22 protein-coding genes are annotated in these 26,098 nt (G+C 42.2%); 14 read left to right on the plus strand and 8 right to left on the minus strand.

What is annotated here, in order from left to right; genetic code table 11:
• Positions 1–97: 97 nt before the first annotated feature.
• A complete protein-coding gene (glyA, locus tag BUC17_RS05970; RefSeq protein ID WP_073362575.1) occupies positions 98–1,372 on the minus strand; it encodes a serine hydroxymethyltransferase in 1,275 nt (424 codons plus the stop codon).
• 113 nt (positions 1,373–1,485) lie between these two features.
• Here glyA and fahA point away from each other — a divergent pair, with 113 nt between their 5' ends.
• From fahA to BUC17_RS05990, 5 genes are all read left to right on the plus strand, one after another.
• The gene (fahA, locus tag BUC17_RS05975; RefSeq protein WP_073362577.1) at positions 1,486–2,772 is read left to right on the plus strand and encodes a fumarylacetoacetase; all 1,287 of its coding nucleotides are present in this window, start codon (positions 1,486–1,488) and stop codon (positions 2,770–2,772) included.
• Positions 2,773–2,776: 4 nt separating this feature from the next.
• Positions 2,777–3,961: a hypothetical protein gene (locus BUC17_RS05980; RefSeq protein ID WP_073362707.1), complete on the plus strand. Its 1,185-nt coding sequence runs from the start codon at positions 2,777–2,779 to the stop codon at positions 3,959–3,961.
• Positions 3,962–3,977: 16 nt separating this feature from the next.
• Positions 3,978–4,217: a hypothetical protein gene (locus BUC17_RS13980; protein WP_143161734.1), complete on the plus strand. Its 240-nt coding sequence runs from the start codon at positions 3,978–3,980 to the stop codon at positions 4,215–4,217.
• A 69-nt stretch (positions 4,218–4,286) separates the two neighbouring features.
• The gene (locus BUC17_RS05985; protein WP_073362579.1) at positions 4,287–5,162 is read left to right on the plus strand and encodes a carbon-nitrogen hydrolase; all 876 of its coding nucleotides are present in this window, start codon (positions 4,287–4,289) and stop codon (positions 5,160–5,162) included.
• Positions 5,152–6,237: an agmatine deiminase family protein gene (locus BUC17_RS05990; protein WP_073362581.1), complete on the plus strand. Its 1,086-nt coding sequence runs from the start codon at positions 5,152–5,154 to the stop codon at positions 6,235–6,237. The genes BUC17_RS05985 and BUC17_RS05990 overlap by 11 nt, the downstream gene beginning before the upstream one ends.
• Before the next feature lie 156 nt (positions 6,238–6,393).
• Here the strand turns inward: BUC17_RS05990 and ytxJ are convergent, their stop codons facing one another.
• Together ytxJ and BUC17_RS06000 are read right to left on the minus strand one after the other, a co-directional pair.
• Positions 6,394–6,777: a bacillithiol system redox-active protein YtxJ gene (gene ytxJ, locus BUC17_RS05995; protein ID WP_073362582.1), complete on the minus strand. Its 384-nt coding sequence runs from the start codon at positions 6,775–6,777 to the stop codon at positions 6,394–6,396.
• Entirely contained in the window at positions 6,774–7,634 is an 861-nt protein-coding gene (locus BUC17_RS06000; protein WP_143161735.1) for an archaemetzincin, read from the minus strand. The genes ytxJ and BUC17_RS06000 overlap by 4 nt, the downstream gene beginning before the upstream one ends.
• 200 nt (positions 7,635–7,834) lie before the next feature.
• Here BUC17_RS06000 and clpB point away from each other — a divergent pair, with 200 nt between their 5' ends.
• From clpB to BUC17_RS06015, 3 genes are all read left to right on the plus strand, one after another.
• On the plus strand, positions 7,835–10,423 hold the full coding sequence (gene clpB, locus BUC17_RS06005) for an ATP-dependent chaperone ClpB (RefSeq protein ID WP_073362585.1): 2,589 nt from the start codon (positions 7,835–7,837) through the stop codon (positions 10,421–10,423).
• 102 nt (positions 10,424–10,525) lie between these two features.
• A complete protein-coding gene (locus BUC17_RS06010; protein ID WP_073362587.1) occupies positions 10,526–10,981 on the plus strand; it encodes an RDD family protein in 456 nt (151 codons plus the stop codon).
• 75 nt (positions 10,982–11,056) lie between these two features.
• Complete coding sequence (locus BUC17_RS06015) at positions 11,057–11,575, plus strand: DUF4199 domain-containing protein (RefSeq protein WP_073362588.1); 519 nt, start codon at positions 11,057–11,059, stop codon at positions 11,573–11,575.
• Between the two features lie 38 nt (positions 11,576–11,613).
• On the opposite strand, the gene BUC17_RS06020 is transcribed toward BUC17_RS06015, so the two are convergent.
• Positions 11,614–13,857, minus strand: a complete 2,244-nt coding sequence (locus tag BUC17_RS06020; protein WP_073362709.1) for a M1 family metallopeptidase — start codon at positions 13,855–13,857, stop codon at positions 11,614–11,616.
• A gap of 84 nt (positions 13,858–13,941) precedes the next feature.
• On the opposite strand from BUC17_RS06020, the gene BUC17_RS06025 reads away from it, so the two are divergent.
• From BUC17_RS06025 to BUC17_RS06035, 3 genes are read left to right on the plus strand one after another with little or no spacing between them, the layout of a single operon-like run.
• Positions 13,942–14,505: a GNAT family N-acetyltransferase gene (locus BUC17_RS06025; protein WP_073362590.1), complete on the plus strand. Its 564-nt coding sequence runs from the start codon at positions 13,942–13,944 to the stop codon at positions 14,503–14,505.
• Positions 14,502–15,662 (plus strand): ABC transporter ATP-binding protein, encoded by a 1,161-nt coding sequence (locus BUC17_RS06030; protein ID WP_073362591.1) that lies wholly within the window; start codon positions 14,502–14,504, stop codon positions 15,660–15,662. Before BUC17_RS06025 ends, BUC17_RS06030 begins: the two co-directional genes overlap by 4 nt.
• 14 nt (positions 15,663–15,676) lie before the next feature.
• The gene (locus BUC17_RS06035; protein WP_073362593.1) at positions 15,677–17,209 is read left to right on the plus strand and encodes a hypothetical protein; all 1,533 of its coding nucleotides are present in this window, start codon (positions 15,677–15,679) and stop codon (positions 17,207–17,209) included.
• Between the two features lie 52 nt (positions 17,210–17,261).
• Here the strand turns inward: BUC17_RS06035 and BUC17_RS06040 are convergent, their stop codons facing one another.
• Positions 17,262–18,770, minus strand: coding sequence for a S8 family peptidase (locus BUC17_RS06040; RefSeq protein ID WP_073362594.1), 1,509 nt, complete (start codon positions 18,768–18,770; stop codon positions 17,262–17,264).
• A gap of 132 nt (positions 18,771–18,902) precedes the next feature.
• Positions 18,903–19,523, minus strand: a complete 621-nt coding sequence (locus tag BUC17_RS06045) for an outer membrane beta-barrel protein (protein ID WP_073362596.1) — start codon at positions 19,521–19,523, stop codon at positions 18,903–18,905.
• A gap of 137 nt (positions 19,524–19,660) precedes the next feature.
• Here BUC17_RS06045 and smpB point away from each other — a divergent pair, with 137 nt between their 5' ends.
• Both smpB and BUC17_RS06055 read left to right on the plus strand, forming a co-directional pair.
• Positions 19,661–20,113 (plus strand): SsrA-binding protein SmpB, encoded by a 453-nt coding sequence (gene smpB / locus BUC17_RS06050; protein WP_073362598.1) that lies wholly within the window; start codon positions 19,661–19,663, stop codon positions 20,111–20,113.
• Between the two features lies 1 nt (position 20,114).
• Positions 20,115–20,480 (plus strand): helix-turn-helix domain-containing protein, encoded by a 366-nt coding sequence (locus BUC17_RS06055; RefSeq protein WP_073362599.1) that lies wholly within the window; start codon positions 20,115–20,117, stop codon positions 20,478–20,480.
• 39 nt (positions 20,481–20,519) lie between these two features.
• Here the strand turns inward: BUC17_RS06055 and BUC17_RS06060 are convergent, their stop codons facing one another.
• On the minus strand, positions 20,520–24,266 hold the full coding sequence (locus BUC17_RS06060) for a transglutaminase family protein (protein WP_073362601.1): 3,747 nt from the start codon (positions 24,264–24,266) through the stop codon (positions 20,520–20,522).
• 55 nt (positions 24,267–24,321) lie between these two features.
• Positions 24,322–24,963 (minus strand): protein-L-isoaspartate(D-aspartate) O-methyltransferase, encoded by a 642-nt coding sequence (locus BUC17_RS06065; RefSeq protein WP_073362602.1) that lies wholly within the window; start codon positions 24,961–24,963, stop codon positions 24,322–24,324.
• A gap of 157 nt (positions 24,964–25,120) precedes the next feature.
• Between BUC17_RS06065 and BUC17_RS06070 the strand changes: the two genes are divergently transcribed.
• A complete protein-coding gene (locus tag BUC17_RS06070) occupies positions 25,121–26,092 on the plus strand; it encodes a Gfo/Idh/MocA family protein (RefSeq protein ID WP_073362604.1) in 972 nt (323 codons plus the stop codon).
• Positions 26,093–26,098: the final 6 nt, after the last annotated feature.

Below are 26,098 nucleotides of genomic sequence, written 5' to 3' on the forward strand. Positions count from 1 at the left end.
AAAAACCGCTGTCGGGCATCCCCAACAACGGTAGTTATTAACACGTTATTAACACTAAATTAAAAGTTATTAATAATTTTTGGTGAGTTATTAAAAATTAGAAGACAAACATCGCCCGCTCCCCCATCAAGGCATTGACTTCCTCTGTCACTTGCGCAATAACAGCTTCATCATTGGGATGCATCAAAACGCGATCGATAAAATCAACCACTGTCTCCATATCGGCTTCAACCAAGCCACGGGTAGTGATAGCTGGCGTTCCAACACGGATTCCAGAGGTAACAAAGGGTGACTTATCATCAAAGGGCACCATATTTTTATTTACCGTGATATCCGCTTTTACTAAGGCGTTTTCAGCGTCTTTCCCACTGATTCCTTTGTTGCGCAAATCAATCAACATCATGTGATTATCAGTACCCCCAGAAATCAAATGATACCCTCTTTTCACAAAGGCATTAGCCATTGCTTGGGCATTTTTTTGGACTTGTAACGTGTATCTAAAAAATTCATCGGTCAACGCTTCCCCAAATGCAACCGCTTTGGCAGCAATAATATGCATCAAAGGACCGCCTTGATTTCCTGGAAAAACAGACATATCCAACACATGCGACATCATACGAATCTCCCCTTTTGGAGTCGTTAATCCCCAAGGATTTTCAAAATCGTTCCCCATCATAATCATCCCTCCGCGCGGACCGCGTAAAGTTTTGTGGGTCGTCGTCGTCACGATATGGCAGTGTGGAATCGGATCGTTTAACAATCCTTTGGCTATCAAACCGGCAGGATGTGAAATATCGGCCAACAATAAAGCACCTACACTATCGGCGATTTCTCGGAACCGCTTGAAATCCATATCTCTCGAATAGGCCGAAGCCCCTGCGATGATCATCTTCGGTTTTTCTCGTAAAGCAATCTCTTGAATTTTATCGTAATTCAACAACCCCGTTTCTTGATCTACTCCATAAAACACGGGGCAGTATAACTTTCCTGAAAAGTTCACAGGAGAGCCATGTGTCAAGTGCCCACCGTGCGACAGGTCAAATCCTAAAATGGTATCTCCAGGTTTTAAACAAGCGGCAAAAACTGCCGTATTCGCTTGAGAGCCCGAATGCGGCTGCACATTCACATAGGCAGCACCAAACAAGGCTTTGGCTCGATCAATGGCGATTTGCTCCACAACATCGACGACTTCACACCCCCCATAATACCGTTTTCCAGGATATCCTTCGGCATATTTGTTGGTCAAACAGGAGCCTGCCGCCTCCATCACTTGATCACTCACGAAATTCTCGGAAGCAATCAGCTCAATTCCATGTATTTGTCGGTCCTGTTCATCCAGGATTAAATCGAAGATTTGTTCGTCTCGTTGCATTTTTTAAGGGTTTTTCATTAAAGCTCCCCAAAATTACAAATTCTGTTGGTCAAATAGATTGGAACATCTATATTTGGTTGTAATTTTTTCAACAACAAATCAACAAAGACCCTATGCCGCAATACGCAAATAACCCCGATCGAAAAACTTGGCTTACTGTGCCCGAAAACAGCGATTTCCCCATCCAAAATATTCCTTTTGGTGTTTTTTTAACCAAAGAAGATGTGATCACCATTGGCACTCGGATTGGTGATTTTGCCATTGATATGGGCGCTTTACAGCAGTTAGGCTATTTTGACGACTTAGGACTCCCCGACGATATGTTCCTTCAAGATTCCTTAAATGATTTTATTGCTTATGGGAAAAAGACATGGCGTCAAGTGCGCAACCGGCTCTCTGATTTGTTTGAAATCAATAATCCAACCTTACGCGACAATGAAGAGCAGCGCAAAATTGTGATTTTCCATGTACACGATGTAGAAATGTTATTGCCTGTTCAAATTGGCGATTATACCGACTTTTACAGCAGTAAAGAACATGCTACCAATGTTGGGAAAATGTTTCGCGATCCCGAAAATGCATTACTCCCCAACTGGCTTCACATTCCAGTAGGATACCACGGACGCAGTTCCACCATCATCCCCTCGGGTGTTCCCGTCCACCGACCCTTGGGTCAGACGCTACCCGCCGATGCCACAACCCCTGTTTTTGGCCCTTCCAAATTGGTTGATTTTGAATTAGAAATGGCATTCATTACCACCGATGCAAATGTTATGGGGGAACCCGTACCAATACATGAAGCGGAAGATTATATTTTTGGTATGGTACTTTTCAACGATTGGAGCGCTCGTGATATCCAAAAATGGGAATATGTCCCGTTAGGTCCCTTTTTGGCCAAAAACTTTGCTTCTTCGATCTCGCCGTGGATTGTGATTATGGATGCGCTTGAACCCTTCCGTGTAGCCAGTCCAGCGCAAAACCCACAACCGTTACCCTATTTGCAACAAGAAGGAAATCATGCTTTCGATATTCATTTGGAAGTGGCGTTGCAACCTGAAAATAGTACTGAAACAGTGATCTCCCGTTCCAACTTTAAATATATGTATTGGACCATGGCACAACAACTCGCGCATCATACCATCAACGGATGCCGGGTAAACTCGGGCGATATGATGGGAAGTGGAACGATTTCAGGTCCCACAGAAGACAGCTTTGGTTCTATGCTTGAACTCACCTGGGGTGGGAAAAATCCGTTGCGTCTTTCCGATGGTTCTGAACGAAAATTTATTCAAGATAACGACACTGTCATCCTCCGTGGGTATTGCCAAAATGAACGGGTACGAATAGGTTTCGGCGAATGCAGTAGCAAACTTTTACCTGCAGTTTCTTTTAATGTGTAAAACCATGAAACAAATTAGTGTATTCTTTATTGCCTTCTTTTTCGTAGTAAGTTGCGGCGTTCGCCAAACACAAAACGCTTTAGCCGAAGGAAATTACGATGAAGCTATCCAAATCGCTATCGATAATTTACGCCAACGAAAAGATGCCAAAGGAAAACAAGACTATGTTCTTTTTCTCGAGGAAGCCTTTGCCAAAGCCAAAGCACGCGACTTGCAACAAATTGAACTTTGGTTTAAAGACGCCAATCCTTCCAATACCGAAAAGATTTACAATACCTATGTCGCCCTTCACCAACGGCAGGAACGCATCAAACCCTTATTACCTCTTCGGGTTATTAGTCAAAACCGAAAGGCAACCTTTGATTTTGACAACTATAGTGATGAAATCGTAAGCAGTAAAAATGCCTTGGCCAAACACCTTTATGATAATGCCAAAGCACTGCTTGCTACGCGAGATAAAATGAATTTTCGCCGGGCTTTCGACGACCTTAACTATTTGCAAGAGCTTAGTCCCGGATTTAAAGACAGTGCCAAACTAATCGATGAAGCGCGTCAAAAAGGAACCGATTACGTTCATGTATACACCAAAAATGAAACGCAAATGGTTATTCCTATTCGCTTGGAAAATGATTTGTTGGACTTTAGTACCATGGGGCTCAATGATCCGTGGACAGTCTACCATAGCAATCCCGTGAAAGGAATAACTTATGATTATGGGATTTTGGTCAATTTTAGAGCCATCAATATCTCCCCTGAACAAGTAAAAGAGCGTGAATTTGTGAAGGAAAAACAAATCAAAGACGGGCAAAAAAGACTTTTGGATGCCAATGGCAATCCCGTGAAAGATCAACAAGGAAATTTCGTCATGGTCGATAATATGAAAAATGTATCAATCACGATTTTTGAATTCCGCCAGTTCAAAACGGTACAAGTTACGGCCAAAATTGATTATTTGGACCTAAAAACCAATCAATTGCTCAACACCTATCCGTTGAGTAGTGAATTTGTATTCGAACATATCTATGCCCGTTACAAAGGCAACAAACAAGCTTGTGAAAGCAATTACCTCCCCTTTTTCGACCGGGTAGCCGTCCCTTTTCCAAGCAATGAACAAATGGTAGCCGATTCAGGACAAAATCTCAAAAACAAATTGAAAGAAATAATCAGTCGCCATCGGTTGCGAAACTAAAGCAAAATAAATTCCTTTGATACGAAAAATCATCATTAGCGGCATCACCTTCTCCGTATTACAAATACTGAATTTTGTGCTATGCACTGAAGTTTTTTGTGGGAGCTGTGATTATGATGCGACCCATTTCTTGTTTCAATTCTTTTTTGAAATTGATGCCCTTAATGAGTTCAGCGTTTCTCCTTCCCCAATGAATATTATTACGTGCTTAGCCGTGAGCTTGTTGATGGGAATCATATATCCCGATCGAAAATAAACACAAAAGAATAGCTTCCCCTATTCACGTTTTATTTTTAGCTACTTTTGCAAAAATTTTTCAAATACTATGGCAAATGTAAATGTAGGTTTGGTGCAAATGTCGTGTACCCACGATAAAGCCGCCAACCTTGAAAAAGCAATTCGTGAAATACGCGTAGCCGCCGAAAAAGGCGCCCAAATTGTTTGTCTTCAGGAATTATTTACTTCCTTATATTTTTGTGATGTCGAAGATTACGACAACTTCCAACTCGCTGAAGCTATTCCGGGACCCAGTACGGATGCGCTTTCTGCAGTAGCCAAAGAACTAGGCGTGGTAATTATCGCTTCCCTTTTTGAAAAACGAACCCACGGCATTTACCACAATACCACCGCAGTACTCGATGCCGACGGAACGTACCTTGGAAAATACCGCAAAATGCATATTCCTGATGACCCGGCTTTTTACGAAAAATTCTACTTTACCCCCGGTGATTTAGGCTATAAAGTTTTCCAAACCAAATTTGCCAAAATCGGGATCCTCATTTGTTGGGACCAATGGTATCCCGAAGCTAGTCGCATCACGGCGCTTATGGGTGCCGAAATCTTGTTCTACCCTACCGCTATCGGCTGGGCGACCGATCAAGACGAAGAAACCAACCAAGACCAATACAACGCTTGGCAAACCATCCAACGCTCGCATGCCGTGGCCAACGGTGTTCCCGTTGTTAGCGTGAACCGTGTGGGCTTTGAACAAAATGGGGCTATGAAATTCTGGGGCGGTAGTTTTGTCGCCAACGGGCAAGGTAAATTGTTGTACCTAGGCACCCACGATCAAGAAGAAACTACGGTCGTACCGCTCGATTTAAACCAATCGGATTATTTCCGAATGCACTGGCCTTTCTTACGCGATCGCCGAATTGATAGCTATGCTCCAATCACCAAACGTTTTATTGATGAAGACTAATTTGGCAACCCCAAAAGCATTAGGCTATTATTTTCCCGCCGAATTTGCCCCTCAAGATGCACTTTGGCTCTCGTGGCCGCATAAAGAGGAATCGTGGCCGGGAAAAATTCATACCATCTTTGATCCGTATGCCGAGTTCATTTTGCAAGTGGCTTCACACCAACGCGTGTGCATCAATGTAGCCGATGCGGCCATGCAATCGTTCGCTGAAACTAAAATTAAAAACTCTGCATACGCCCAAACCCTCAGCGATTTCGCCAGCCGTTGGGCACGTATCACCTTTTACCACCATCCTACCAACGACGCGTGGTGCCGCGATCACGGTCCGGCTTTTCTTCTGCACAAAACAGAAGCCAAAAAAGCCATCGTGGATTGGGGCTACAATGCCTGGGGAGGTAAATACCCTCCGTTTGATTTAGACGATGTGATTCCGACGAAAATAGGTGAAAAACTTGGATTACCCGTATTCAACCCCGGCATCGTCATGGAAGGCGGCAGCGTAGAATTCAACGGTCGTGGCACATTAATGACCACCACCGCTTGTTTACTCAACGAAAACCGCAATCCGCACTTGAACCAAGCCCAAATTGAAGAATACCTTCACAATTATTATGGAGTCGATCATATTCTTTGGCTCGGCGATGGCATCATTGGTGACGATACCGACGGCCATATTGACGATATCACCCGCTTTGTGAATGAAGATACCGTATTGACTGTGGTGGAAGAAAATAAAAACGATGAGAACTACGAAATCCTTCAAGAGAACTTGAAATTGTTGCACCAAATGCGTTTGGAAAACGGCAAGCAATTGAATGTGGTCGAACTCCCCATGCCGAAACCGGTGATTTATGAGGACCAAATTCTACCCGCTTCGTATGCCAATTTCTATATTTCCAACGAAACGGTGATCGTACCTACGTTCGCAGACTTGAAAAACGACGATCGCGCATTGGACATCATCCAACAATGCTTCCCTACCCGACGTGTGGTAGGTATCAACTCCGTCGACCTCATCTGGGGTCTCGGCAGTTTCCATTGCTTGAGCCAACAAGAACCATCGATCATCCTATAAAATAAAAGCCCCTTAATTGGGGCTTTGTTATTTTTGATAAGGAGCAAGAACCAAGAACTACAATCGCGTCCCACCCGCTTTCCGTTATATCCCCGATAAATCGGGGGATGCCACTTCAATCGGGGCTAAAAAAGAACACGGGGACTTCAAAACACGTTACCCTAACGTTGCGAGGGCCGAAACCTGAATAGCTTCGTGGGAAGCATCATACACCGCCTGCCCCTCTTTGACCACAATCACTTGCGGCGATTGATGTACCACACCCAAACGCTCGGCAATCGCATTGGAAATGGGTCGGTATTCCAACAAGTCTAAAAAATAGGGCGTGATTTTGCCGTCCAAATTCCAATCGGTTTCAAATTGGCGCAACGCCATCCGACTGATACTGCATCGGGTGCTGTGCTTAAAAACCAGTACGGGATGTTCGAAAGATTCTTGGATCATCGACTCTAAATCCTTTAAATCCGTTAAGCTAATCCAATTGATATTCGATGAGGGTTCAGCTGTATTTCCGCCAAATAAAGATCCGAATAGACTCATAATTCCATTGCTTTTTTTTGCTTTTTCAAATGTACACAATCGGATTCAAAATGAAACGATTCACTCAAACCAATCAAATCCTCCATACGTTTTTTCAAATCCCACGAGCGGTGTACATCCAATTTGGCCAAACACTCCGAACAAGCATACATAGGCTGCCGATCACTTTCTTGCAAGGAATTGGTGCCGTTCATCACACACTTGGCATGTAAACAATGCGCCAATGAAAACATGTGTCCAATTTCATGCACCGAAGTCTTCACCAATCGTTGAAGAGTTAACCTATAATTATTTGCCACATACAACCGATGGAATGAGGAAACACCTACCCGCTCGGTATAACTCGCCTGACCAAATACAAAATTCCAACTTTCTTGAGGATACAAATCCGTGGGTGTAATGGCCATCACTACGACTGCATTGGGGTACTGAGTGGGTTGTAAAACCTCGTGAAGAATCGGACCCGTTTTCCATTGCACCTTTCCTGCGACAAATCGTTTTCCTGTTTCCGGAATCACTGTTGAATCCATCGGCTGGGCAAGGGTTACTTGAGTCTGATAAAATGCTGATAGGTACTTTTGAACATCCTGAATTAATCGATTTTCTTCATTAGAGAATGTTCCAATGGGCTGCAAATAAATAACAAAACGTTCTTCATCGACTTTGACTACTTCTCGTTTTGAAAAATCGACAAACGTTTGTGGCTTCTCTTTATGCTGTGCGCGCCAATCCGACGCTTCAGGTAACGGCAAAGGTTCGTCAACTTCCTGCAATCCCTTGAAATGAGGCACTTTCAATTGGGGTTGCTGGGAACAACTCCAAAACAATAGCACGATAAAAACGTAAATAGTCCGCATCTCTTTTTTAATCTTAACTCTACATTCCCTGAATTTATTGCAGTAATCAGGTGCTATCCACGACAAAAAGGCGTTTACTATCTCAATTTCAACTTGATTTTCAGCCAATTTGACAGCCAAAACCCAATGGAACGTTTATTGACGAGTACAAATTGACGTTTTCAAAACGTTTATTCCACAACACAAAGGAGAACCATACCATGAATTTAAAAAACTTAACCATCAAGTCCCAAGAAGCTGTGCAACAAGCCCAACAAATTGCACAAGCTTTCGGACACCAACAACTCGAAAACGAACACCTTTTCAAAGGAATTTTGGAGGTCGATGAAAACGTTACGCCTTTTCTCTTGAAAAAGCTCAACGTCAATGTCGAGTTGTTCCAACGTATTCTCGACAGCACACTACAAAGCTTCCCCAAAGTATCGGGAGGTGAAATCATGTTGTCGCGTGACGCCAATACGGCTTTGACCGAAGCGGGTATTATCGCCAAAAAAATGAACGATGAATACATTTCTATCGAACACCTCGTTTTGGCCATTTTCAAAACCAAAAGTAAAGTCGCACAAATCCTAAAAGACCAAGGTGTTACCGAAAAAGGACTCGAAGCCGCCATCGCTGAATTGCGTAAAGGCGAACGCGTGACTTCTGCTTCGGCCGAAGAAACTTACAATGCCTTGAACAAATACGCCAAAAACCTCAACGAACTAGCCCGAACCGGCAAACTCGATCCTGTAATCGGTCGTGATGAAGAGATTCGACGTGTATTGCAAATCCTCACCCGCCGCACCAAAAACAACCCGATGTTGATTGGTGAACCCGGAGTAGGAAAAACGGCCATCGCAGAAGGGCTCGCCCACCGTATTGTCGATGGCGACGTACCCGAAAACTTGAAAGATAAAATCGTTTATTCCCTCGATATGGGTGCCCTTATTGCGGGAGCAAAATACAAAGGGGAATTTGAAGAACGCCTCAAATCCGTAGTGAAAGAAGTGACTTCAGCCGAAGGCGATATCGTTCTTTTTATTGACGAAATCCACACCCTTGTAGGTGCCGGCGGTGGCGAAGGCGCTATGGATGCGGCTAATATTTTAAAACCGGCTTTAGCACGTGGAGAACTCAGAGCCATTGGTGCCACCACTTTGGACGAATACCAAAAGTATTTTGAAAAAGATAAAGCACTCGAACGCCGTTTTCAAAAGGTCAATGTGGACGAACCCGATACAGAAAGTGCCATCTCGATTTTGCGCGGTATCAAAGAAAAATACGAAACACATCACAAGGTGCGCATCAAAGACGATGCGATTATTGCAGCGGTGGAATTATCACAGCGCTACATTACCAATCGCTTTTTACCCGATAAAGCCATCGACTTAATGGACGAAGCCGCTTCCAAACTTCGCATGGAAATCAATTCCAAACCCGAAGAATTGGATGTGTTGGATCGTAAAATCATGCAGTTGGAAATCGAAATTGAAGCCATCAAACGCGAACAAGACGAAACCAAATTAAAGTCGTTGGGCTTGGATTTGGCCAATTTAAAAGAAGAGCGCAATGAGATTTTTGCCAAATGGAAGTCGGAAAAAGAGGTCGTAGAAAACATCCAAAATGTAAAGCAAAGCATCGAGGACTATAAACTGGAAGCCGAGCGGGCCGAACGAGAAGGTGATTACGGAAAGGTAGCCGAGTTGCGCTATGGGAAAATCAAAGAAGCGCAAGAACAACTCAATGCCTTACAAACCCAATTGCAAGAAAATCAAAAGGGCGATTCGTTAATCAAAGAAGAAGTTACCCATGATGATATCGCCGAAGTAGTAGCCAAATGGACCGGTATTCCCGTTACCAAAATGCTGCAAAGCGAACGCGAGAAATTGCTGAAATTGGAGGATGAACTCCACAAACGCGTGGTCGGTCAAGAAGAAGCGATTGCCGCCATCAGTGATGCGGTACGTCGCAGTCGGGCCGGATTACAAGACGCCAAAAAACCGATCGGTTCCTTCCTATTCTTAGGAACCACCGGTGTGGGTAAAACCGAATTGGCCAAAGCACTCGCCGAATACTTGTTTGACGATGAAAATGCCATCACCCGTATTGATATGAGTGAATACCAAGAACGCCATAGCGTGAGTCGCTTGGTCGGTGCACCTCCCGGGTATGTAGGCTATGACGAAGGTGGCCAATTGACGGAGGCCGTGCGTAGAAAACCGTACAGTGTGGTGTTGTTGGACGAAATTGAAAAAGCCCATCCCGATACCTTCAACATCTTGTTGCAAGTCTTGGACGAAGGGCGTCTCACCGACAACAAGGGCCGTTTGGCGGATTTCAAAAACACAATCATCATCATGACTTCGAATATGGGTAGTACGATCATCCAAGAGAAGTTTGAGAACCTTAAAGGAAGCGTAGAAACGGCTGCTGAATTGGCCAAAGTCGAAGTGCTGGGCTTACTCAAACAAACGGTGCGTCCCGAGTTTTTGAACCGCATTGATGAAATCGTGATGTTCACGCCGTTGACGCAAGACAACATTCGCCAAATTGTGAATTTACAATTGAAACAAGTGACCAAAATGTTGGCCCAACAACACATCACCATGGATGCCACACCCGAAGCGGTCGATTATTTGGCGACCAAAGGCTACGATGCCGAGTTTGGCGCACGCCCTGTAAAACGGGTAGTGCAACGCGAAGTCTTGAACCAATTGTCCAAAGAAATTCTAGCCGGGACTATCACCACCGACAGCATTATTTTGCTGGATAGTTTCGATGGTAAATTGGTCTTCCGCAATCAATAAGTAAAAATAAAAAGGTTGGTTTAGTTGAAAACCTAACGTGCACTTCGGTGTGGGTTAGGTTTATTTTTTGCGTTTAAATTTGTACTTTTCAAACAAAAAAACATGGAATATTCACTCTATGCCACCGCTTCTAACGGAAAACGTTTAGCCGCCTACCTCGTTGACATTATCCCTATCATGATTTTGGTTTTATGCTATTACCATTGGGCTCATGGATTTTCGATTTTTGATATCCAATTGAAAAAAGAGAATCCTGAAGGGTATGCAACCCTTCGAAGTGCAATTCGCCTGCATAGTTTTGGTTTTTGGGCTTTGATGTGTTTTCTATTGGAAGCATCCCCATGGCAGGGTACGTGGGGCAAAAGATTGATGGGCATCAAAGTGGTCAATGGGATGAATGAGCCCTTGAGCTGGGGACAATCCCTTAGACGAAATGTATTAAAAGTTCCAGCCTATTTGTGCTTTGGTTTGGGATTTCTTTGGATACTCCTCAATAAAAACCGCTCGGGAATTTATGATGCCTTTGCCCATACCAAAGTGGTAAACCGTTGGGAATAAATTCATTTGGAAACGCATTTTGACCAAACCATATTTTTTGTACGTTTACATAACCTAACAAAAAATAAACAACGTATGAAAAAATATGTTTTACGCTACAGTAGTATCGCCTCCCTGATTATTGTTGTATGTATGATCATTTCAACGGTTTTGTATGTGCAATACAATCAAAAACCAGCGTCCATGGCCATTGGCTTTGCGGGGATGTTACTTGGATTTTCAGCCATTTATTTTGCATTAGAACGCTACAAAAGAGATCATTTGGGACATCTTCCCTTTTTGGAAGCACTGAAAATCGGACTGAGTATTGCAGTCATTGGCTCACTCAGCTATACGATTGTTTGGATGCTTGAATTTCAATGGGTATTTCCTAACTTCATGGACCAATTTTCTGCCGATCAAATCGCGCAACTTAAAACCTCTGGTTTAACAGGAGAGGCGCTTCAAACGGAGTTAAATAAAGTTTCAGAAATGGCCGAAAATTACAAAAATCCATGGTTCCGTTTTGGGATAACGTTCTCAGAAATAGTTCCTTTTGGATTGATGATTGCGTTATTAGCGGCCTTTATTTTACGCAAAAACAAAACCTCTTAAAAAAGAAAAACCCTCAATTAATGAGGGTTTCTTTTTACTTATTTATCTCTTGTGAATCCAAAACTTTGTTTGCCTACAGTGAGTACAAATCCTTGTTTATCATCGGTGAATTGAATCGTTAATTCGGCGGGATCAAACGTAAACAAAAGATTGCCTTTATCTTCAAGGGGAATTGAAGGTTGCCCCGCTGCATTCAACATCAAATTACCATCGTCTTCCGTCAATTCAATCTTCAATGGAATTAGAGCGCTAGAGTAGTTCCCAGTGTAGGCCGAAAAATCTTTCGTTTTTGCGATGCCATCTTTTTGTAAAGTCCAAGTATTGTTTTCTGAATTGACATCGGGATAATCATGATCAGGATCCAACGTGATCGAAGCCAATGGTTCGGTAGAAGGAATACGGAAAGTCCAATATACATTACGCTTCCAAATCTCAACCGGTAACGATAGACGTCCTGTAGCCCCCGACTCCGTTTTATACTCAACCACAACAGGCATTGGCATTCGCTCCAAATTGGCGATGGTCACAATGGCGCCGCGTTTGGGGTCATTTTTCTCATAACGAACTTTCTTGATGGCTTGATCGGCCTGCCAATTGTTATAAAACCAACCGCGCCATAACCAACTTAAATCTTCACCACTCACGTTTTCCATTGTACGGAAAAAATCTTCCGGTTGCGGATGCTTATAAGCCCAACGTTCAATATACGTGCGCAAGGCAAAATCAAACCGCGCTTCACCCAGAATAGTTCGCAATAGCGTCAAACCAGCACCCGGTTTGTAGTAGGCAAGAATACCCAAATTATCTTCCTGCATATTATCGGGAGCAGCCATGATGGGCTCCATTCGTGGATTCATTAAGACATCCGCTGCGGCATGCATATCTTCTTTGGGCTGACGGTATTCGCCATTATTAAAATCTTGCGAACTGATGGAGTTGATGAAGGTATTCAATCCTTCATCCATCCAAGCGAAAAGACGCTCATTGGAACCGACAATCATGGGAAACCAAATATGTCCAAACTCGTGATCGGTTACCCCCCAAAGATCGGCACCTTTTGATTCCCAACTACAAAAAACAATCCCAGGATACTCCATCCCACCTTCATTTCCAGCAACATTAATAGCGGTAGCATAGGGATATTCATACCAGCGTTTGGAATAGTTTTCAATAGAGGCTTTGGTGTACTCTGTAGAACGCGCCCAAGCTCCTTGCCCATCACTTTCAACAGGATAGGCCGAGATGGCTAAAGATTTTTTACCACTAGGCAAATTAATACGAGCGGCATCAATGATAAATGCTGGTGAAGAAGCCCAGGAGAAATCGCGGGAATTACTGATTTTAAACTTCCATGTAAGTTGTTTTTTTGCCGCAGGTCGCGATTCAGGTGCGTTGACTTCACTAGCGCCTCGAATAATCACAGTAGCATCACTATTCTTGGCCGTATTCCAGCGCTTTACTTGCTCGGGAGTATATACTTCCGTTGGATTAAGCAATTCCCCCGAAGCCACCACAATATGGTTGGAAGGGGCTGTGATGGAGACTTCAAAATCACCATACTCTAGGTAAAACTCGCCCGCGCCTTGGTACGGATGTGTATTCCAGCCGCGAACATCGTCATACACACACATGCGGGGGTACCACTGCGCCATCGTAAAAATGCGGCCGTTTTTGGTTTCGAGCACGCCCATACGGTCTGATCCGTAATCGGGGGAAACGAAGGAAAAATCCATTTTGATTCTAATTTTCGAACCGTTCCCTGCCAAACCTTGTGGTAATTTTATTTGCATGCGGGTATCGGTGATGATAAAGGGCAACTCTTTTTCGGAGGTTTTGCCGTTGATTTGCGTGATCATTTTTAACGACTTGATTTGAAAACCGCCGTCAAAATCCTGACCTTTTGCTCCATTACGGCTTCCTTTCATCGGGATAACCGCATTGCCGCGCGAATCTTTTTTAAATAAATTTTGATCCAAATTCATCCACAAAAATTCCAATTTATCCGGACTGTTATTGGTATAGGTTAAAAACTCTGTTCCCGAAACTTCTTTGGAATCGGCATTAAGGGTAACCGCAATTTGATAATCGGCACGATTTTGCCAGTACTTGGGTCCGGGTTGTCCACTCGCCGAACGGGTATCGGTTCCATTTTTGGTGTAAAAATGATTTCCGAATGCTTCATTGTAGTCGTAAATAGATTCTGGACGTTGTTGCTGGGCTAAGGTCACTGTTGAAAACAATCCCAAAAGTCCCCATAAAAAGGGTTTCAATACGCGTTTCATGCTTGTAAAAATTAAGTACAACAAATAAATGAAAAAAAGTACCATTTTCCTTGGGATTTAACTAATTTCACAAAAAGCAAAACCATGGCATCGCTATTTGATCCTTTTCCATACCTCGAAACCCCGCGTTTACGACTTCGCCCTTTACGTCCCACTGATTGGAAGGCGATTATTGCACTTCGCGGCAATCCCGAAAGTATGCGTTACATTCCACGGCCGATGATCACCAACAAAGAAGAGGCCTTGTCGATGGTAGAAATGATACAACAAAAAATTGACGAGGGAACTGGGATCAACTGGGTAATTACTGAAAAAGGGGCTGATGAAATGTTGGGCATCATTGGACATTATCGGATAAAACCCGAACATTTTCGAAGTGAAATTGGGTATATGATACTCCCTAAAGCACAAGGAAAAGGAATTGCCACAGAAGCTATTCAAGCCCTACTCGTTTACGGATTTGAGCAACTCCATTTACATTCTGTGGAAGCGGTCATTGATCCCCAAAATAGCGCCTCCATTCGATTAATTGAAAAACTAGGTTTCGTGAAAGAAGCCCATTTTATAGAAAATGAATACTTTGATGGGCGTTTTTGGGACGCTTTGGTATACTCTTTGTTGAAACGTAATTTTAAGCCTATTGTATGAACGAATTTGAAAAACAATTTCAAGAAATCGAGGATTATTTGAAATTTGAAGATTACCCACTTGTAATCAAGCGATTAATTGACTTTACTTTGGACACAGAAACCCTGTCGTGCTACCTCGAAATGAATCAATTTTTGGATTGGTTGGACTACAACGGTAATGACACGGCCGGTCAGGCGACACGTTTACGGCAATTGATTGATCAATTGTATGCTTTTTTGAAAGACAAACCACAGGCTCCCCGTGAAGTTTTGGTCACGTTAAAAGACGTAGTAAAAAGTTACGGCACCGGTCGATTTGGATTGGGGCCCATCGATTTAGCATTGTATGCAGGTCAAATTGTAGGGTTAGTCGGCGAAAATGGTAACGGTAAAACTACACTTTTGCGAAGCCTTTGCGGCGAATTGCATCCCTCGGGGGGAACGATCACCTATCATTTTAAGTATACCGATCGCTATGACCTACGGACACAACTGGTTTACATTCCCCAGCGAACAGATACGTGGTACGGCTCCATGTACCAGAACCTTATTTTGACGGCTTCTTCGTATGGATACGATCCCGAAATGATTGAACCGTTGACCCAATTGATAATTACGCGTTTGGGCTTACGAAAGTACCGTTTACATTCTTGGAACAGCTTGTCATCAGGATATAAAATGCGATTTGAACTGGCCCGAATGTTGTTGCGAAAACCCAAGTTATTGTTGATTGACGAACCTTTGGCCAACTTAGACATTTTGGCCCAACAAACGATTTTGGAGGATTTCAGAGCCATTGCTAAATCGCCATTTCGACCTATCGGCATTGTACTGAGTTCACAACAATTGTATGAAGTGGAAAAAACCTCTGATCAAGTTGTATTTTTAAAACAAGGTGTTCAAAAAAACCTACGACAAGAGTCGGGAACGACAACAGAAACGCTCGAAAATTTCTTGGTTATTGAATTTGAAAGTACCTTGACTCAAGGGGAATTAGGGAATTTACTTCAACCCCTAGGATTAGAAAGTCTACAATTCAATGGCGGAACATTTATCGCTACCTTTCCCGAATCGGTAACGCGCTTACAATTTTTAGAATGGGTTACCCGTCACGAAATTCCGATGCCTTACTTTAGAGATATTTCACAATCTACCCGTCGCTTTTTTGTTTCTTAAATTCCTTTATCCGTATGTTTAAATCGATTCAACAACGTCTTATCCTTCGTTATCCCCTACTTTGGAACACCAAGATTATTCCTATGGGAGTCCTACTTTTAGGGTTAAATTTGTGCTTTTTCATTCTAGGATTTGCCCTCAATGGGATTTCATTTGAGGAAACCCATCGCAATTTTTTTGATTTTGATGCAACGCTTCTCTTACTCTCTTTGGTGATTTCGTTACTGGTGCTGATTTTATGGTTGGTGAATTATTTTAAAAATAATATGCTAAAATCATTTTACCCCACTTCAAAATATCATGTCTATAAAGAATGGGGATTGATTTTCCTCTTATGCTTTGGTATCTCCTCGCCTATTTATTGGTATAATCTCGGGAAGGAAACGCGCTACCGCAGTTATTTTTCGAGGGAAGAATTAGAAAAACGCTGTGTTACGTTACGCGCAGGTTCCTTTTTTCTTGACGGTTCATATTCCTATCATGAGAGCGAAAATACAGTGGAAACTGACGTGGTAGCTGTAGATACTGTATCGGTTGATAGTGTGGAAACGAATGGTGAGGCGCGAAATTATTTCATGTATCGCGGTAAAAAATACAAAAACACTTCACTTTTGAATAAAAACGTCAACAGTTACATCCTATTTGATAAAAAAAGTGATTCGACTGCCATTGAGAAATTGAAATTCTGGTTGGTCACCCAACAAAAAGACTCGTTGAAACAACTTTTTACCGATTACTTGAAGATTGTGAAAGAACACCAATTGGAGGCTAATATTAATGCTGAACAATGGCTCTCTTTAATCAACGATTATCCTTTGTTTGAAAAAAGTCACACCATAGGTCCCCAAATGACCAATGACGAATATTATCCCAATATATACAACAATCAATCGGTGGTGCGCGATACTATTGATCGATATATTGCTCGCGACAATACGGGAACTGAACAGGAATTTTATAAATACTATGTGCCGGAGAAGAAATTGAATTTTAACTATGCTCGGATGGCCGATGCCCATGAAGATCCCGATGTTAATTTGGAAACCCTAATCATCCCAGTATATTTTGCATTGGCCCTTTCACTGCTGATACTTTCGTTTCGGGTCACTTCAGGGCGTTCGTGGTTGATTGGTTTGATTGCAGTAATCATACTCAACATCATTTTGGGAATTTTCAGTGTCATTATTAGTTCCTCTTTTACGTATGGCATTGGCTATTGTGTCGCGTTTATCATTGTGAGTGTCTTGTTTTTCAATACCGTTGGACAAAACCGAACAAAGGGTTATTCAGGCGTTGTCTTAAATCTCTTTTTATGGTTACTTCCTGGATTGATTCCCTTACTTTATGAACTGCTTGAATCCTATTTACACTACGAATACAATGCGATCGACACGATTAATTTGCAATACTCAACCGCCTACCAGTTTAAACAATGGTTGGAAAATCATGTATTTGAAATCAATTGGACAAATATTTTCCTAGTGAGTATAGCGATGCTCTTTATCGGAAAAAAAATAAGACTGTGGCGCGGAATTGCCGAAGCATAAAAAAAGGCTGTCTTTCCATGAGAGACAGCCTTTTTTTTAAAATATAATGCATTTACTGAACGGCTAGCGATGCATTGATGTTTCCAAATCCATATTGGCTATTGCGTGTAGGAAAATAAGTCGCCGACTGACGCATTTTGGCCAAAACCTGATCGCGGTTCCACGATGGGTTTTTAGACCAAACCAAAGCGGCAATCCCCGCCGTAGTCGCCGTAGCCACGGATGAACCTCCCACATAATCGGATAAATTTTCATAATAACTGCCCACAGGTACGGTATTCCCTGATGCCGAACGTTGCATTTGTACGGTAAATTGAATTTCACTTCCGCTGTGGCAAACATCGCATTTTTGATTGGATGTTCCTTCTTTTACCCCTGTCACCGCAACTACTTCAGGCATCCAAGCGGGGAAAATGACCCCCACAAAATTGGTAAAACTTGTGGATGTACCTCCTGCACAGAAGATTAACTTTCCTCGACTGTGGGCATAACGAATACCATCTTCAATGCGTCCTACCGAAAAAATATGTCCCATCGACATCGAAATAATACGCACGGCGGGGTTATTTCCCAAAGCGGTAAAAGCATTTTTTACGCCATTTTGCTCATGATACCCATCGAGAACTACATTGGAAGCAGCACGATACGTAATTAAATTGGCATTGTATGCGACTCCAACGGGCAATCCGCGATCGTTGCGAGGTGCCGCGGCAACCCAAGCCATGCTGGTTCCGTGACCACAGCGGTCGTTGGGACCATCGGTGGTAGTACTCCAAGGCCAAATTGAATCGACAAAGGTGCCAAATTTTTGAATGGAACGCCCTGTAGATGCGCCGTTATTAAAGTTAGACCCCAACAAAGATTGCGAAGGAGACGTTCCCGTATCTACGATTCCAATGGTGATGCCACGGCCTGTTGATTGTGCCCAAGCCGCCGGAATTTGATGCTGGTTGAAGGTCCAAGGCACACGAGCATTGGGCGTAACGGTTGTAAAATCGGCACTATTTAAAGTTTCAGCATCATAACCGCACCCTGAACTGGTTGAACTCTCAGGAGCCATTTGGGTATCGGCTACCGAAAAATATCGAAAATCCGCTGGTTCCACATACCGAACTAAACTCGAACGACGAAGCGCTTCAACGGTCTCTTGCTTTTCGATATAAACATCAAAAAGATTCAAAAAAGGATCGCTGTACATCAAGACTTCCTCCTTGGTTTTTCCTTCGTAATGCGCAATCATTTGCACCAATTGCTCTTGTAAATTTTGGGCTTGCGATGTCTTGGTACGATCAAATTGTTGCGCGGTCATTCCAAAACCGATGGTAGCGAGTTTATTTCCTTTTAGAATAGCACTCCACACCATTCGCGTCGAGGCAGCGCTCCATGTAAAATGCATTCCCGCTTGAACAGATTCATCAATTTTGGTTTTAATTTCCTGCGCCGTCATAGGTTCCCGTTGCGTTTCGGCAATCGTAATCTCGTCATAGCCTTTATCGTCAGAACATGCTGTAGTCGATAAAACTAGGGCCGCAAAAAACAGTGGAATAATTTTTCGAATCATAATTTTGTTTGTTGGTTACCACACGAAGTTACTAATTTTAAATCAATTGTATAAAAAAAGGTCACCCCAAAAAGTGGTGACCTTCTCGTCCGATCGCTCGGAACTAACCAATAACTCTAAACTATTAGGAAACTAGAATAAAAACTTCACTCCTACGCGCAATCCGCCTACGGTACGGGTGCCTGGATTTAAGTCAAAGGGATTAAAATTTACTGAAAAATCACTTGTACTGTCCCCTACATTGGGTTTGTTGGACGTCGAGGTGGCATTGAATAACGAAAATGATGTTTCAACGGTCATCCATTTATTGACGAAAAAGTCAAACCCTGGCGCGATATCCAATCCTACAGACGTAATTTTATCATCGGAGATTTTGTCCTTGCCAAAGGTCATAGGCAACGAAGCTTGTCCGAAGAAGTAGAATTTCCCGCCTAGACTCCAATACTTACGTACCAAAGGCTGTACAATAAACGTGCTGGTTTCGGCTGTGGTCAACGAGGGCGTGCCTGTAGTTTCGGTTTTAGAACTAATAGAACCAATTCCGATACCCAAAGTCACATCGGGGGTAATAAAATACCCTACCACTGGAACAAAAGTCGACGAAGTGGTTTCTGATGTCCCGTTGTCATCTTTGGAAAATGATACTTGACCTCCAGCCCACCATGCGCCTTCTAGTCCTTTGCTTTCTTTATCCTGTGCATTTCCGTTCCAACTCATTAAGGCAACTGCTGCTACTAAAAATAATTTTTTCATTTTGTTTTTTGTTAAAGATTTACAGGACAAATGTACCCGCATCAAAGCAGTAAAAACCTGACATTAATCATTGTTTCCCTTTTTTTTTCCATGTAAAATAGCTCCCTTTTTATGGGGTTTTATTGTACCTTTGTGGCATGATTAAAGAAGTTTCGATACAAAATAAACGCGCTCGTTTCGACTATGAAATCCTTGAAACCTATACGGCTGGGATTGTATTGACGGGAACCGAAATCAAGTCGATACGTTTGGGAAAAGCGCAAATTGCGGAAAGCTTCTGCGAATTTCACGGGCACGAACTTTTTGCCATCAATACGTATATTGAAGAATATGCCTTTGGGACTGCATTTAATCACCAATCGCGTAGTGAACGAAAATTGCTTTTGAATAAAAAAGAGTTAAAATCCCTCGCTCGAAAAGTAGAAACCAAAGGACTTACGATCGTTCCGCTTCGACTTTTTACCAATGAAAAAGGCTTGGCCAAATTGGATATCGGTTTGTGCCGCGGTAAGAAAAACTACGATAAACGGGAAACCCTAAAAGATCGGGATACACAACGGGATATCGACCGTTTAAAAAAGGCGTTTTAATATGCTAGATCAACTTTTGAAACAGGGGCGCGAGGCTTCAGGCTTGTCTACACGAGCCTTGGCCCACCAATCTGGGATTGATCAAGCGTTGATCAGTAAATTTGAAAATGGCAACCGGATTCCCACCCAAGCGCAAGCGCGTTTGTTGGCCGAATTGCTGGGTATAGCACTTCAACCCGTGCTCGTTGCATGGTACCGTGTTAAACTCTTGCACCTTATTGATTTTAACCCTGAAGCCATTGAGGCAATCACAGGGATTTTGGAAGAAAAAGGATTGAACCTTGCCAAAAGTGCTGAAAAAGAAGCCCAAATTGCTTCCATCCTTTCGGAAATTGATCTTTTAAAAAATCGTTTGCAAAACTTATAAAAAAAATCCGGAGTTACCTTCAACTCCGGATTTCTTATTTTATTTGAAACCTACGATTTGCTCCTCGGCGGCAATCACATCTTCGACATACTTTTTGTAATTGAGGTATTCGGCCGTATCGATGTCATTCCAATCTAAAGTTACATCTCGGGTTACCTTTAATACATTGGGACTCACACTTTCAAAGCGCAAACTGTAGGAATGCCCTTTGTATTGATAGGTTTTACTCTCGGGAATCTCCGAAAACTTTTTGCCCGTGGGTATGGTCAAAATAACCTCACTGTGGTAGGCATTTGAATTTTCATACTTAAAGTACTGAATCGGATAGTTGCGTTTGTCAAGCGCTACGATATCACGCGTATACACCTTATCCAAGAAGGGAATTTCGGTAATTTTTAAGTTCCCTACATTTTGTAAACGCTCGGCTATGGTAAAACGCGTTTCAAATGTGATTCCTTTTTCAAACGTATCGTTTTGAATGGATTTTGCACTTTGGAAGGTTACATTTTTCTTTAATTTATTGTTGTAATCTTCTTCTATACGCTTTTTGCGAATGTCTTCCGTAGTCGCGTCGGAGAACAATTCATTGTAATAGGATTTGTTGGCGCCTTCAACGGTAAATGTATTGACAAAGGTTTTCACATTTTCATCTAAAGTCACTTCGGTTTTGGCGCGCGCCACATTGCGAAGGGCATTGTCAAAAGGAATTCGAATTATTTGGGACTTTTCATTCTCCGCTTTGTCAAATGAAATTACCAAAGCATTGGCCGTATACAAACTGCTAGGCAATGCTTTAAACGGTAAATACTTATCGGTCAATTCCAAGAAATGATCTTTTCCATCCAAAGTCACCCGCACGATACAATGGTTGAACTCATTGGTTGGAAGGGCCATGGATGAAAATCCGTTATCATTGGTCATCACCAAAACCAAATTCGCTTTTAACCCCGCTTGCTCGGCCAAAGCCACAAATAAGGTGGAAACATCTTTACAATCGCCCAACTTCGTAGTAATCGTTTTGGAGGGTTTTTGAGGCACGTGACCACTTTGACGGAAATCTTGAGAGCTGTACTTGATGTTGCTTTCAATATAGGTGTAAATCGCTTTGGCAATCGCTTCCTGAGACATGCCGGACACTCCTTTTGGGAAAATCTCGGCAAACGTTTTACGCGTCACTTTGTCTTGCTTTAATTGCTTTTTCACCAAATCCGAATACCAGTTAGAAATTTCTTTCCAACTCTTAATCGTTCCGATACGAATAGTATTGGTCAAATCCGAATTATCAGCAGCATAAGGTTCTTGCAAAGGCATCGCAGGAACATTCAAACGTTTGTACAAGGTGAGGTTCTTTCCGTTAATTTTCTTTTGCGTAGGCGTCACATTTCCATTGGAAAAATGGGTTAAAAACTGAACGTCTTGCGGATAAATAATCCCAAAAATCACCTCAACGGCAGGATAAAAACTATTGAAATAGCAGGACACATCAAAATCGCGGTAAAAACGTCCATACGAGTTTTCATAACGCTCATATTGAATATAAATCACGTCGCCAACTTTTAAATCGGTAAATACCAACGTTCCACTACCCTCTTCGGCAGGGACAATGGTACCGTCTTGTTTCACTACCTCTGACTTTAAAAGCGAATTGCGATACGATTGCAAATTGTATTCTTTCATTTCCTCGATTCCTTGCTCGGAAGTAATTTCATACAAGTAGGTCACTTTTGATTTGCGACCCCCTTCAGGAAGTACGTTGACAATGTATTCGTCCAACAAAACAGTTACTCCAAAATCGCCCTTTAACGTCGTATTACGGCGTTTTTTGATAATTTCATAAATGTCTTTGGAAGCCACTTCCTCAATTTCATCGGGTGTTTTCGTCATATCATACAACTGCTTACGCAAAGTGCTATTCCCCGAATTGTGGGTCAATGACTTACGAAAATACACCTCAGCTTCTTTGAGTTTGTTTTGGTTGTTGTAAATGGTTCCCTTTTGTTGCATCAAACGAAACGAATACGGGAAATTTTGCAAGGCCCGATCAATTTCAACCATCGCTTCATCATAGCGCTTTTCTTTGATTAATAAATCGGCATAATCATCGCGCATTCCATTATGGAAAGGATAACGGTCGGAGATTTCTTTGGTCAATCGCATCACATCTTCCTTGCGGTTGGCATCGTCATAGTAGGAAATCAAATTCTTTAGCGCGGTAAAATTCTCCCGCTTGGCCAACATTTCCTCCATCATAGCGATGGCTTTACTTTTATCGTTTTTCAACCGTTCGTAAACATTAATAAAAGAAGTGATGTAAAATTCGTTGTAATTTGAATTCGAAAACAATTCCTCTAGTTTGGTGGTCATCTGATTTAAATCGGATTTCCGTGAGGCGAGAATAAAGTCAAAAACCGTGTTGATGGCTTCCGATTTTACGGATTTCAATTTCTCTCTAAACTTTTCCAATTCAATGATGGAAGTCGAACGCAACCAATCGCTATCTTGAACTTTCATCAAGAAATTGTAATAATACCCTTCGTCGTTTACCTCAATATTCTTGGCTACTTCCTCCGATTTTTGATTCTCCTCGCGATTGTTCAAATTGGCAATTTGCATCACTTGAATCAAGGAAGACTTCGGATAGAGCTTCGTCAATTCTTCAATAATATCGGTCGCCAACTCGTTTTTACTATTGTTATTGTACGCTTCAAAAAGTAAAATCTTGTAGAGAACATTATCGGGATTTTGGGCCAATTTTTGTTTAAAAAAGGCTTCGTGCTCCACTTCCAATTCAACAGGATTGAGTTGCTCAAAGGTTGATTTTTGATAGGGTTTATACGTATTATATTTGTTTAATCCCTGAATTTCATTGCCTTGAGCGTCCAAAAGGGATGCAAAGAAATTGTCGTTAGATCCATCTGTAGAAATTTTCACCAACAAACGATTCATTCCTTGGGGCAACGTAAACTTCAACCGAAACGCATTCATATCGGTTGCGTCAACATCATTATTGCTGTAAATTTCGGTATCGTTTAGAAAGAACTTAATCGAACTACTTGCACCAAAATTCAAATACACTTCTTGCGCTTTGGGGTTGTCCAAAAACAATTGGGCGTACATGATTCCATCGCCATACTCGGCTTCGTTATTAAAAATATGATACCCTTCTCGATCGCGGTCAACAGGATTGTACCAGCCTACTTTTCCGTTGCTGTTGGCATCAAATAATTTGTCATTATTGGCATAAGTTTCGGGCTCGTATTCTGTATCAAAACCACTGTCATTTAGGTTTTCAAATACCCCACAGAATTGCCATGAATCCAATGCTTTCAATTTAACAATAGCTTTTTCAAAACCCGCAAAATCGCGACGGCGACGGTCACAGATGGCTTTAAAATAAATTACGATTGGGTCGGTTCCAAACAAGGGATGGGCGGCGAGTAAATCAATCTTTTTGTACGTGTACTCGTTGTAACCATTCCCATTGGGACTGTCCATCACATAAGGTTTATAGAAAATGGGGTACAAATACGCACGGTCTTTACAAGTCGCTAGAAATTGTTTGACAAAAGTATCATCAAAGGACATTTGCCCCATTTCGTGCGTTAAAATCGCATCGAGAATTAAATACTCTGCTTGCGTTTCTTTCTTGGATTTCAGCTCTTTATCAAAGAGTTTCCGTGCTTCTTCACGCTTGTTGGCGAGTAGTAAGTCCCATACTTTTTTTTCTGAAGTTTGGGCCACAAGACCTTGGACCAATACCAGGCAGATAATAACAATTTTTTTCATAAAGTAGTTTGGTTTCTAATCAAACGACAATATAGAAAGAAAATTGAATATCTTGTTAATTTTTATTTTCCAGTAAGGGAACAAATTTAAACTCACCCAATTCGTGCTTTTCAAACTGGGTTTCATTTTTTCGAATCAACAGGGTCATCACCTGTTCTTTTTCACCCACGGGAATCACGAGTCGACCGCCAATTTTTAACTGAGCCATCAAGGCTTGCGGTATCGAAGGGGCTCCGGCTGTAACGATAATACGATCAAAAGGCGCATGTTGAGGCAATCCTTTGTAGCCATCGCCAAACGACAAATGCTTGGGGCGGATACCCAATTTGGGAAGAAGCAAGGACGTGGCTTTGAAAAGTTCGTTCTGACGCTCTACCGAATATACTTTGGCACCCAATTTACAGAGCACAGCGGTTTGATACCCACTCCCCGTTCCGATTTCGAGGACTTTATGTTCTTTTTGAACTTGAAGCACTTGCGATTGAAAAGCAACGGTGTAGGGATGTGAAATGGTTTGTCCTGCGCCAATGGGAAATGCTTTGTCTTGGTAGGCAAAATCTTCAAATGAGGAGTTGAGAAATAAGTGGCGTGGAATTTGTCGAATAGCTTCCAAAACGGCAGTATCACTAATCCCTTTGGATTGTAATTGGGTAACCAATTGATTACGCATGCCTTGATGTTTTGGAGTGTCTTTCACAAAAAACTATTTTTTCGAGCGTAAAAGTACACGGAAATCCGCCAAGTTGCAAATGGAAAAGCACCTGAAAAATACAGCAAAAAATCGAGAATATTTTCTGACGCTTGCCCATGATTGTTTTTTGATTTATTGCTACTTTTGATAAAAATATCAAACTATGCTGAAAGTAGGCGTTCTCGGTGCAGGCCACTTAGGAAAAATTCACTTGCGACTTTTACAACAATCTGAAAAATACGAATTGGTAGGCTTTTATGATGAAAATGCCGACTATGCTGAAAAAATAGCTGCCGAATTGGGATACCACCGTTTTGACACCATCGCCAAACTGATTCATGCGGTGGATGTTGTCGATATTGTAACGCCAACCTTATCGCATTACAAATGTGCCAAAGTAGCTATTAAATCGGGGAAACATGTATTCATCGAAAAACCCATTGCTACTACGGTGGCCGAAGCAGAAGAAATTATTGCTTTAGCCCGTGAATATGGAGTTCAAGGGCAAGTGGGTCATGTGGAACGCTTTAACCCTGCCTTTCAAGCCGTTCGGGATAAAATTGAGAATCCCATGTTTATTGAAACCCATCGTTTGGCAGAATTTAATCCGCGGGGAACCGATGTGCCTGTTGTGTTGGATTTGATGATTCACGATATCGATGCGATTCTCAGCGTTGTTAAATCTAAAGTGGTCGCGGTACACGCCAGTGGGGTATCGGTTTTAAGTCAGTCGCCCGATATTGCCAACGCTCGTTTGGAATTTGAAAACGGTTGCGTCGCCAACATCACTTCAAGTCGAATTTCGATGAAAAACATGCGTAAGTCGCGCTTTTTCCAAAAAGATGCTTACATCTCCGTAGATTACCTCGATAAGGTTTGCGAAGTTGTAAAAATGAAAGAAGCTCCTGAAAATCCCGGGGATTTTGATATGATTTTGCAAAATGCGGAAGGCGAACGGAAACAAATTTACTTCGATAATCCTGCTGTAGCGCCCAACAATGCTATTTTGGAAGAATTGGAAACCTTTGCAGAGGCCATTCAAAACCATACTACACCTGTGGTTACGCTTGAAGATGGAACCGAGGCGTTACGCGTGGCTTACCAAATTATTGAAGCGATGGAGCGTCAGAAATAAGAGGCT

It is taken from the genome of Flavobacterium fontis (assembly GCF_900129405.1).
Taxonomy (GTDB): domain Bacteria; phylum Bacteroidota; class Bacteroidia; order Flavobacteriales; family Flavobacteriaceae; genus Flavobacterium; species Flavobacterium fontis.

Coding starts and splice junctions, on each gene's coding strand:
- glyA (WP_073362575.1), bottom strand. CDS start 1,372: ATGCAACGAGACGAACAAATCTTCGATTTAATCCTGGATGAACAGGAC.
- fahA (WP_073362577.1), top strand. CDS start 1,486: ATGCCGCAATACGCAAATAACCCCGATCGAAAAACTTGGCTTACTGTG.
- BUC17_RS05980 (WP_073362707.1), top strand. CDS start 2,777: ATGAAACAAATTAGTGTATTCTTTATTGCCTTCTTTTTCGTAGTAAGT.
- BUC17_RS05985 (WP_073362579.1), top strand. CDS start 4,287: ATGGCAAATGTAAATGTAGGTTTGGTGCAAATGTCGTGTACCCACGAT.
- BUC17_RS05990 (WP_073362581.1), top strand. CDS start 5,152: ATGAAGACTAATTTGGCAACCCCAAAAGCATTAGGCTATTATTTTCCC.
- ytxJ (WP_073362582.1), bottom strand. CDS start 6,777: ATGAGTCTATTCGGATCTTTATTTGGCGGAAATACAGCTGAACCCTCA.
- BUC17_RS06000 (WP_143161735.1), bottom strand. CDS start 7,634: ATGCGGACTATTTACGTTTTTATCGTGCTATTGTTTTGGAGTTGTTCC.
- clpB (WP_073362585.1), top strand. CDS start 7,835: ATGAATTTAAAAAACTTAACCATCAAGTCCCAAGAAGCTGTGCAACAA.
- BUC17_RS06010 (WP_073362587.1), top strand. CDS start 10,526: ATGGAATATTCACTCTATGCCACCGCTTCTAACGGAAAACGTTTAGCC.
- BUC17_RS06015 (WP_073362588.1), top strand. CDS start 11,057: ATGAAAAAATATGTTTTACGCTACAGTAGTATCGCCTCCCTGATTATT.
- BUC17_RS06020 (WP_073362709.1), bottom strand. CDS start 13,857: ATGAAACGCGTATTGAAACCCTTTTTATGGGGACTTTTGGGATTGTTT.
- BUC17_RS06025 (WP_073362590.1), top strand. CDS start 13,942: ATGGCATCGCTATTTGATCCTTTTCCATACCTCGAAACCCCGCGTTTA.
- BUC17_RS06030 (WP_073362591.1), top strand. CDS start 14,502: ATGAACGAATTTGAAAAACAATTTCAAGAAATCGAGGATTATTTGAAA.
- BUC17_RS06035 (WP_073362593.1), top strand. CDS start 15,677: ATGTTTAAATCGATTCAACAACGTCTTATCCTTCGTTATCCCCTACTT.
- BUC17_RS06040 (WP_073362594.1), bottom strand. CDS start 18,770: ATGATTCGAAAAATTATTCCACTGTTTTTTGCGGCCCTAGTTTTATCG.
- BUC17_RS06045 (WP_073362596.1), bottom strand. CDS start 19,523: ATGAAAAAATTATTTTTAGTAGCAGCAGTTGCCTTAATGAGTTGGAAC.
- smpB (WP_073362598.1), top strand. CDS start 19,661: ATGATTAAAGAAGTTTCGATACAAAATAAACGCGCTCGTTTCGACTAT.
- BUC17_RS06055 (WP_073362599.1), top strand. CDS start 20,115: ATGCTAGATCAACTTTTGAAACAGGGGCGCGAGGCTTCAGGCTTGTCT.
- BUC17_RS06060 (WP_073362601.1), bottom strand. CDS start 24,266: ATGAAAAAAATTGTTATTATCTGCCTGGTATTGGTCCAAGGTCTTGTG.
- BUC17_RS06070 (WP_073362604.1), top strand. CDS start 25,121: ATGCTGAAAGTAGGCGTTCTCGGTGCAGGCCACTTAGGAAAAATTCAC.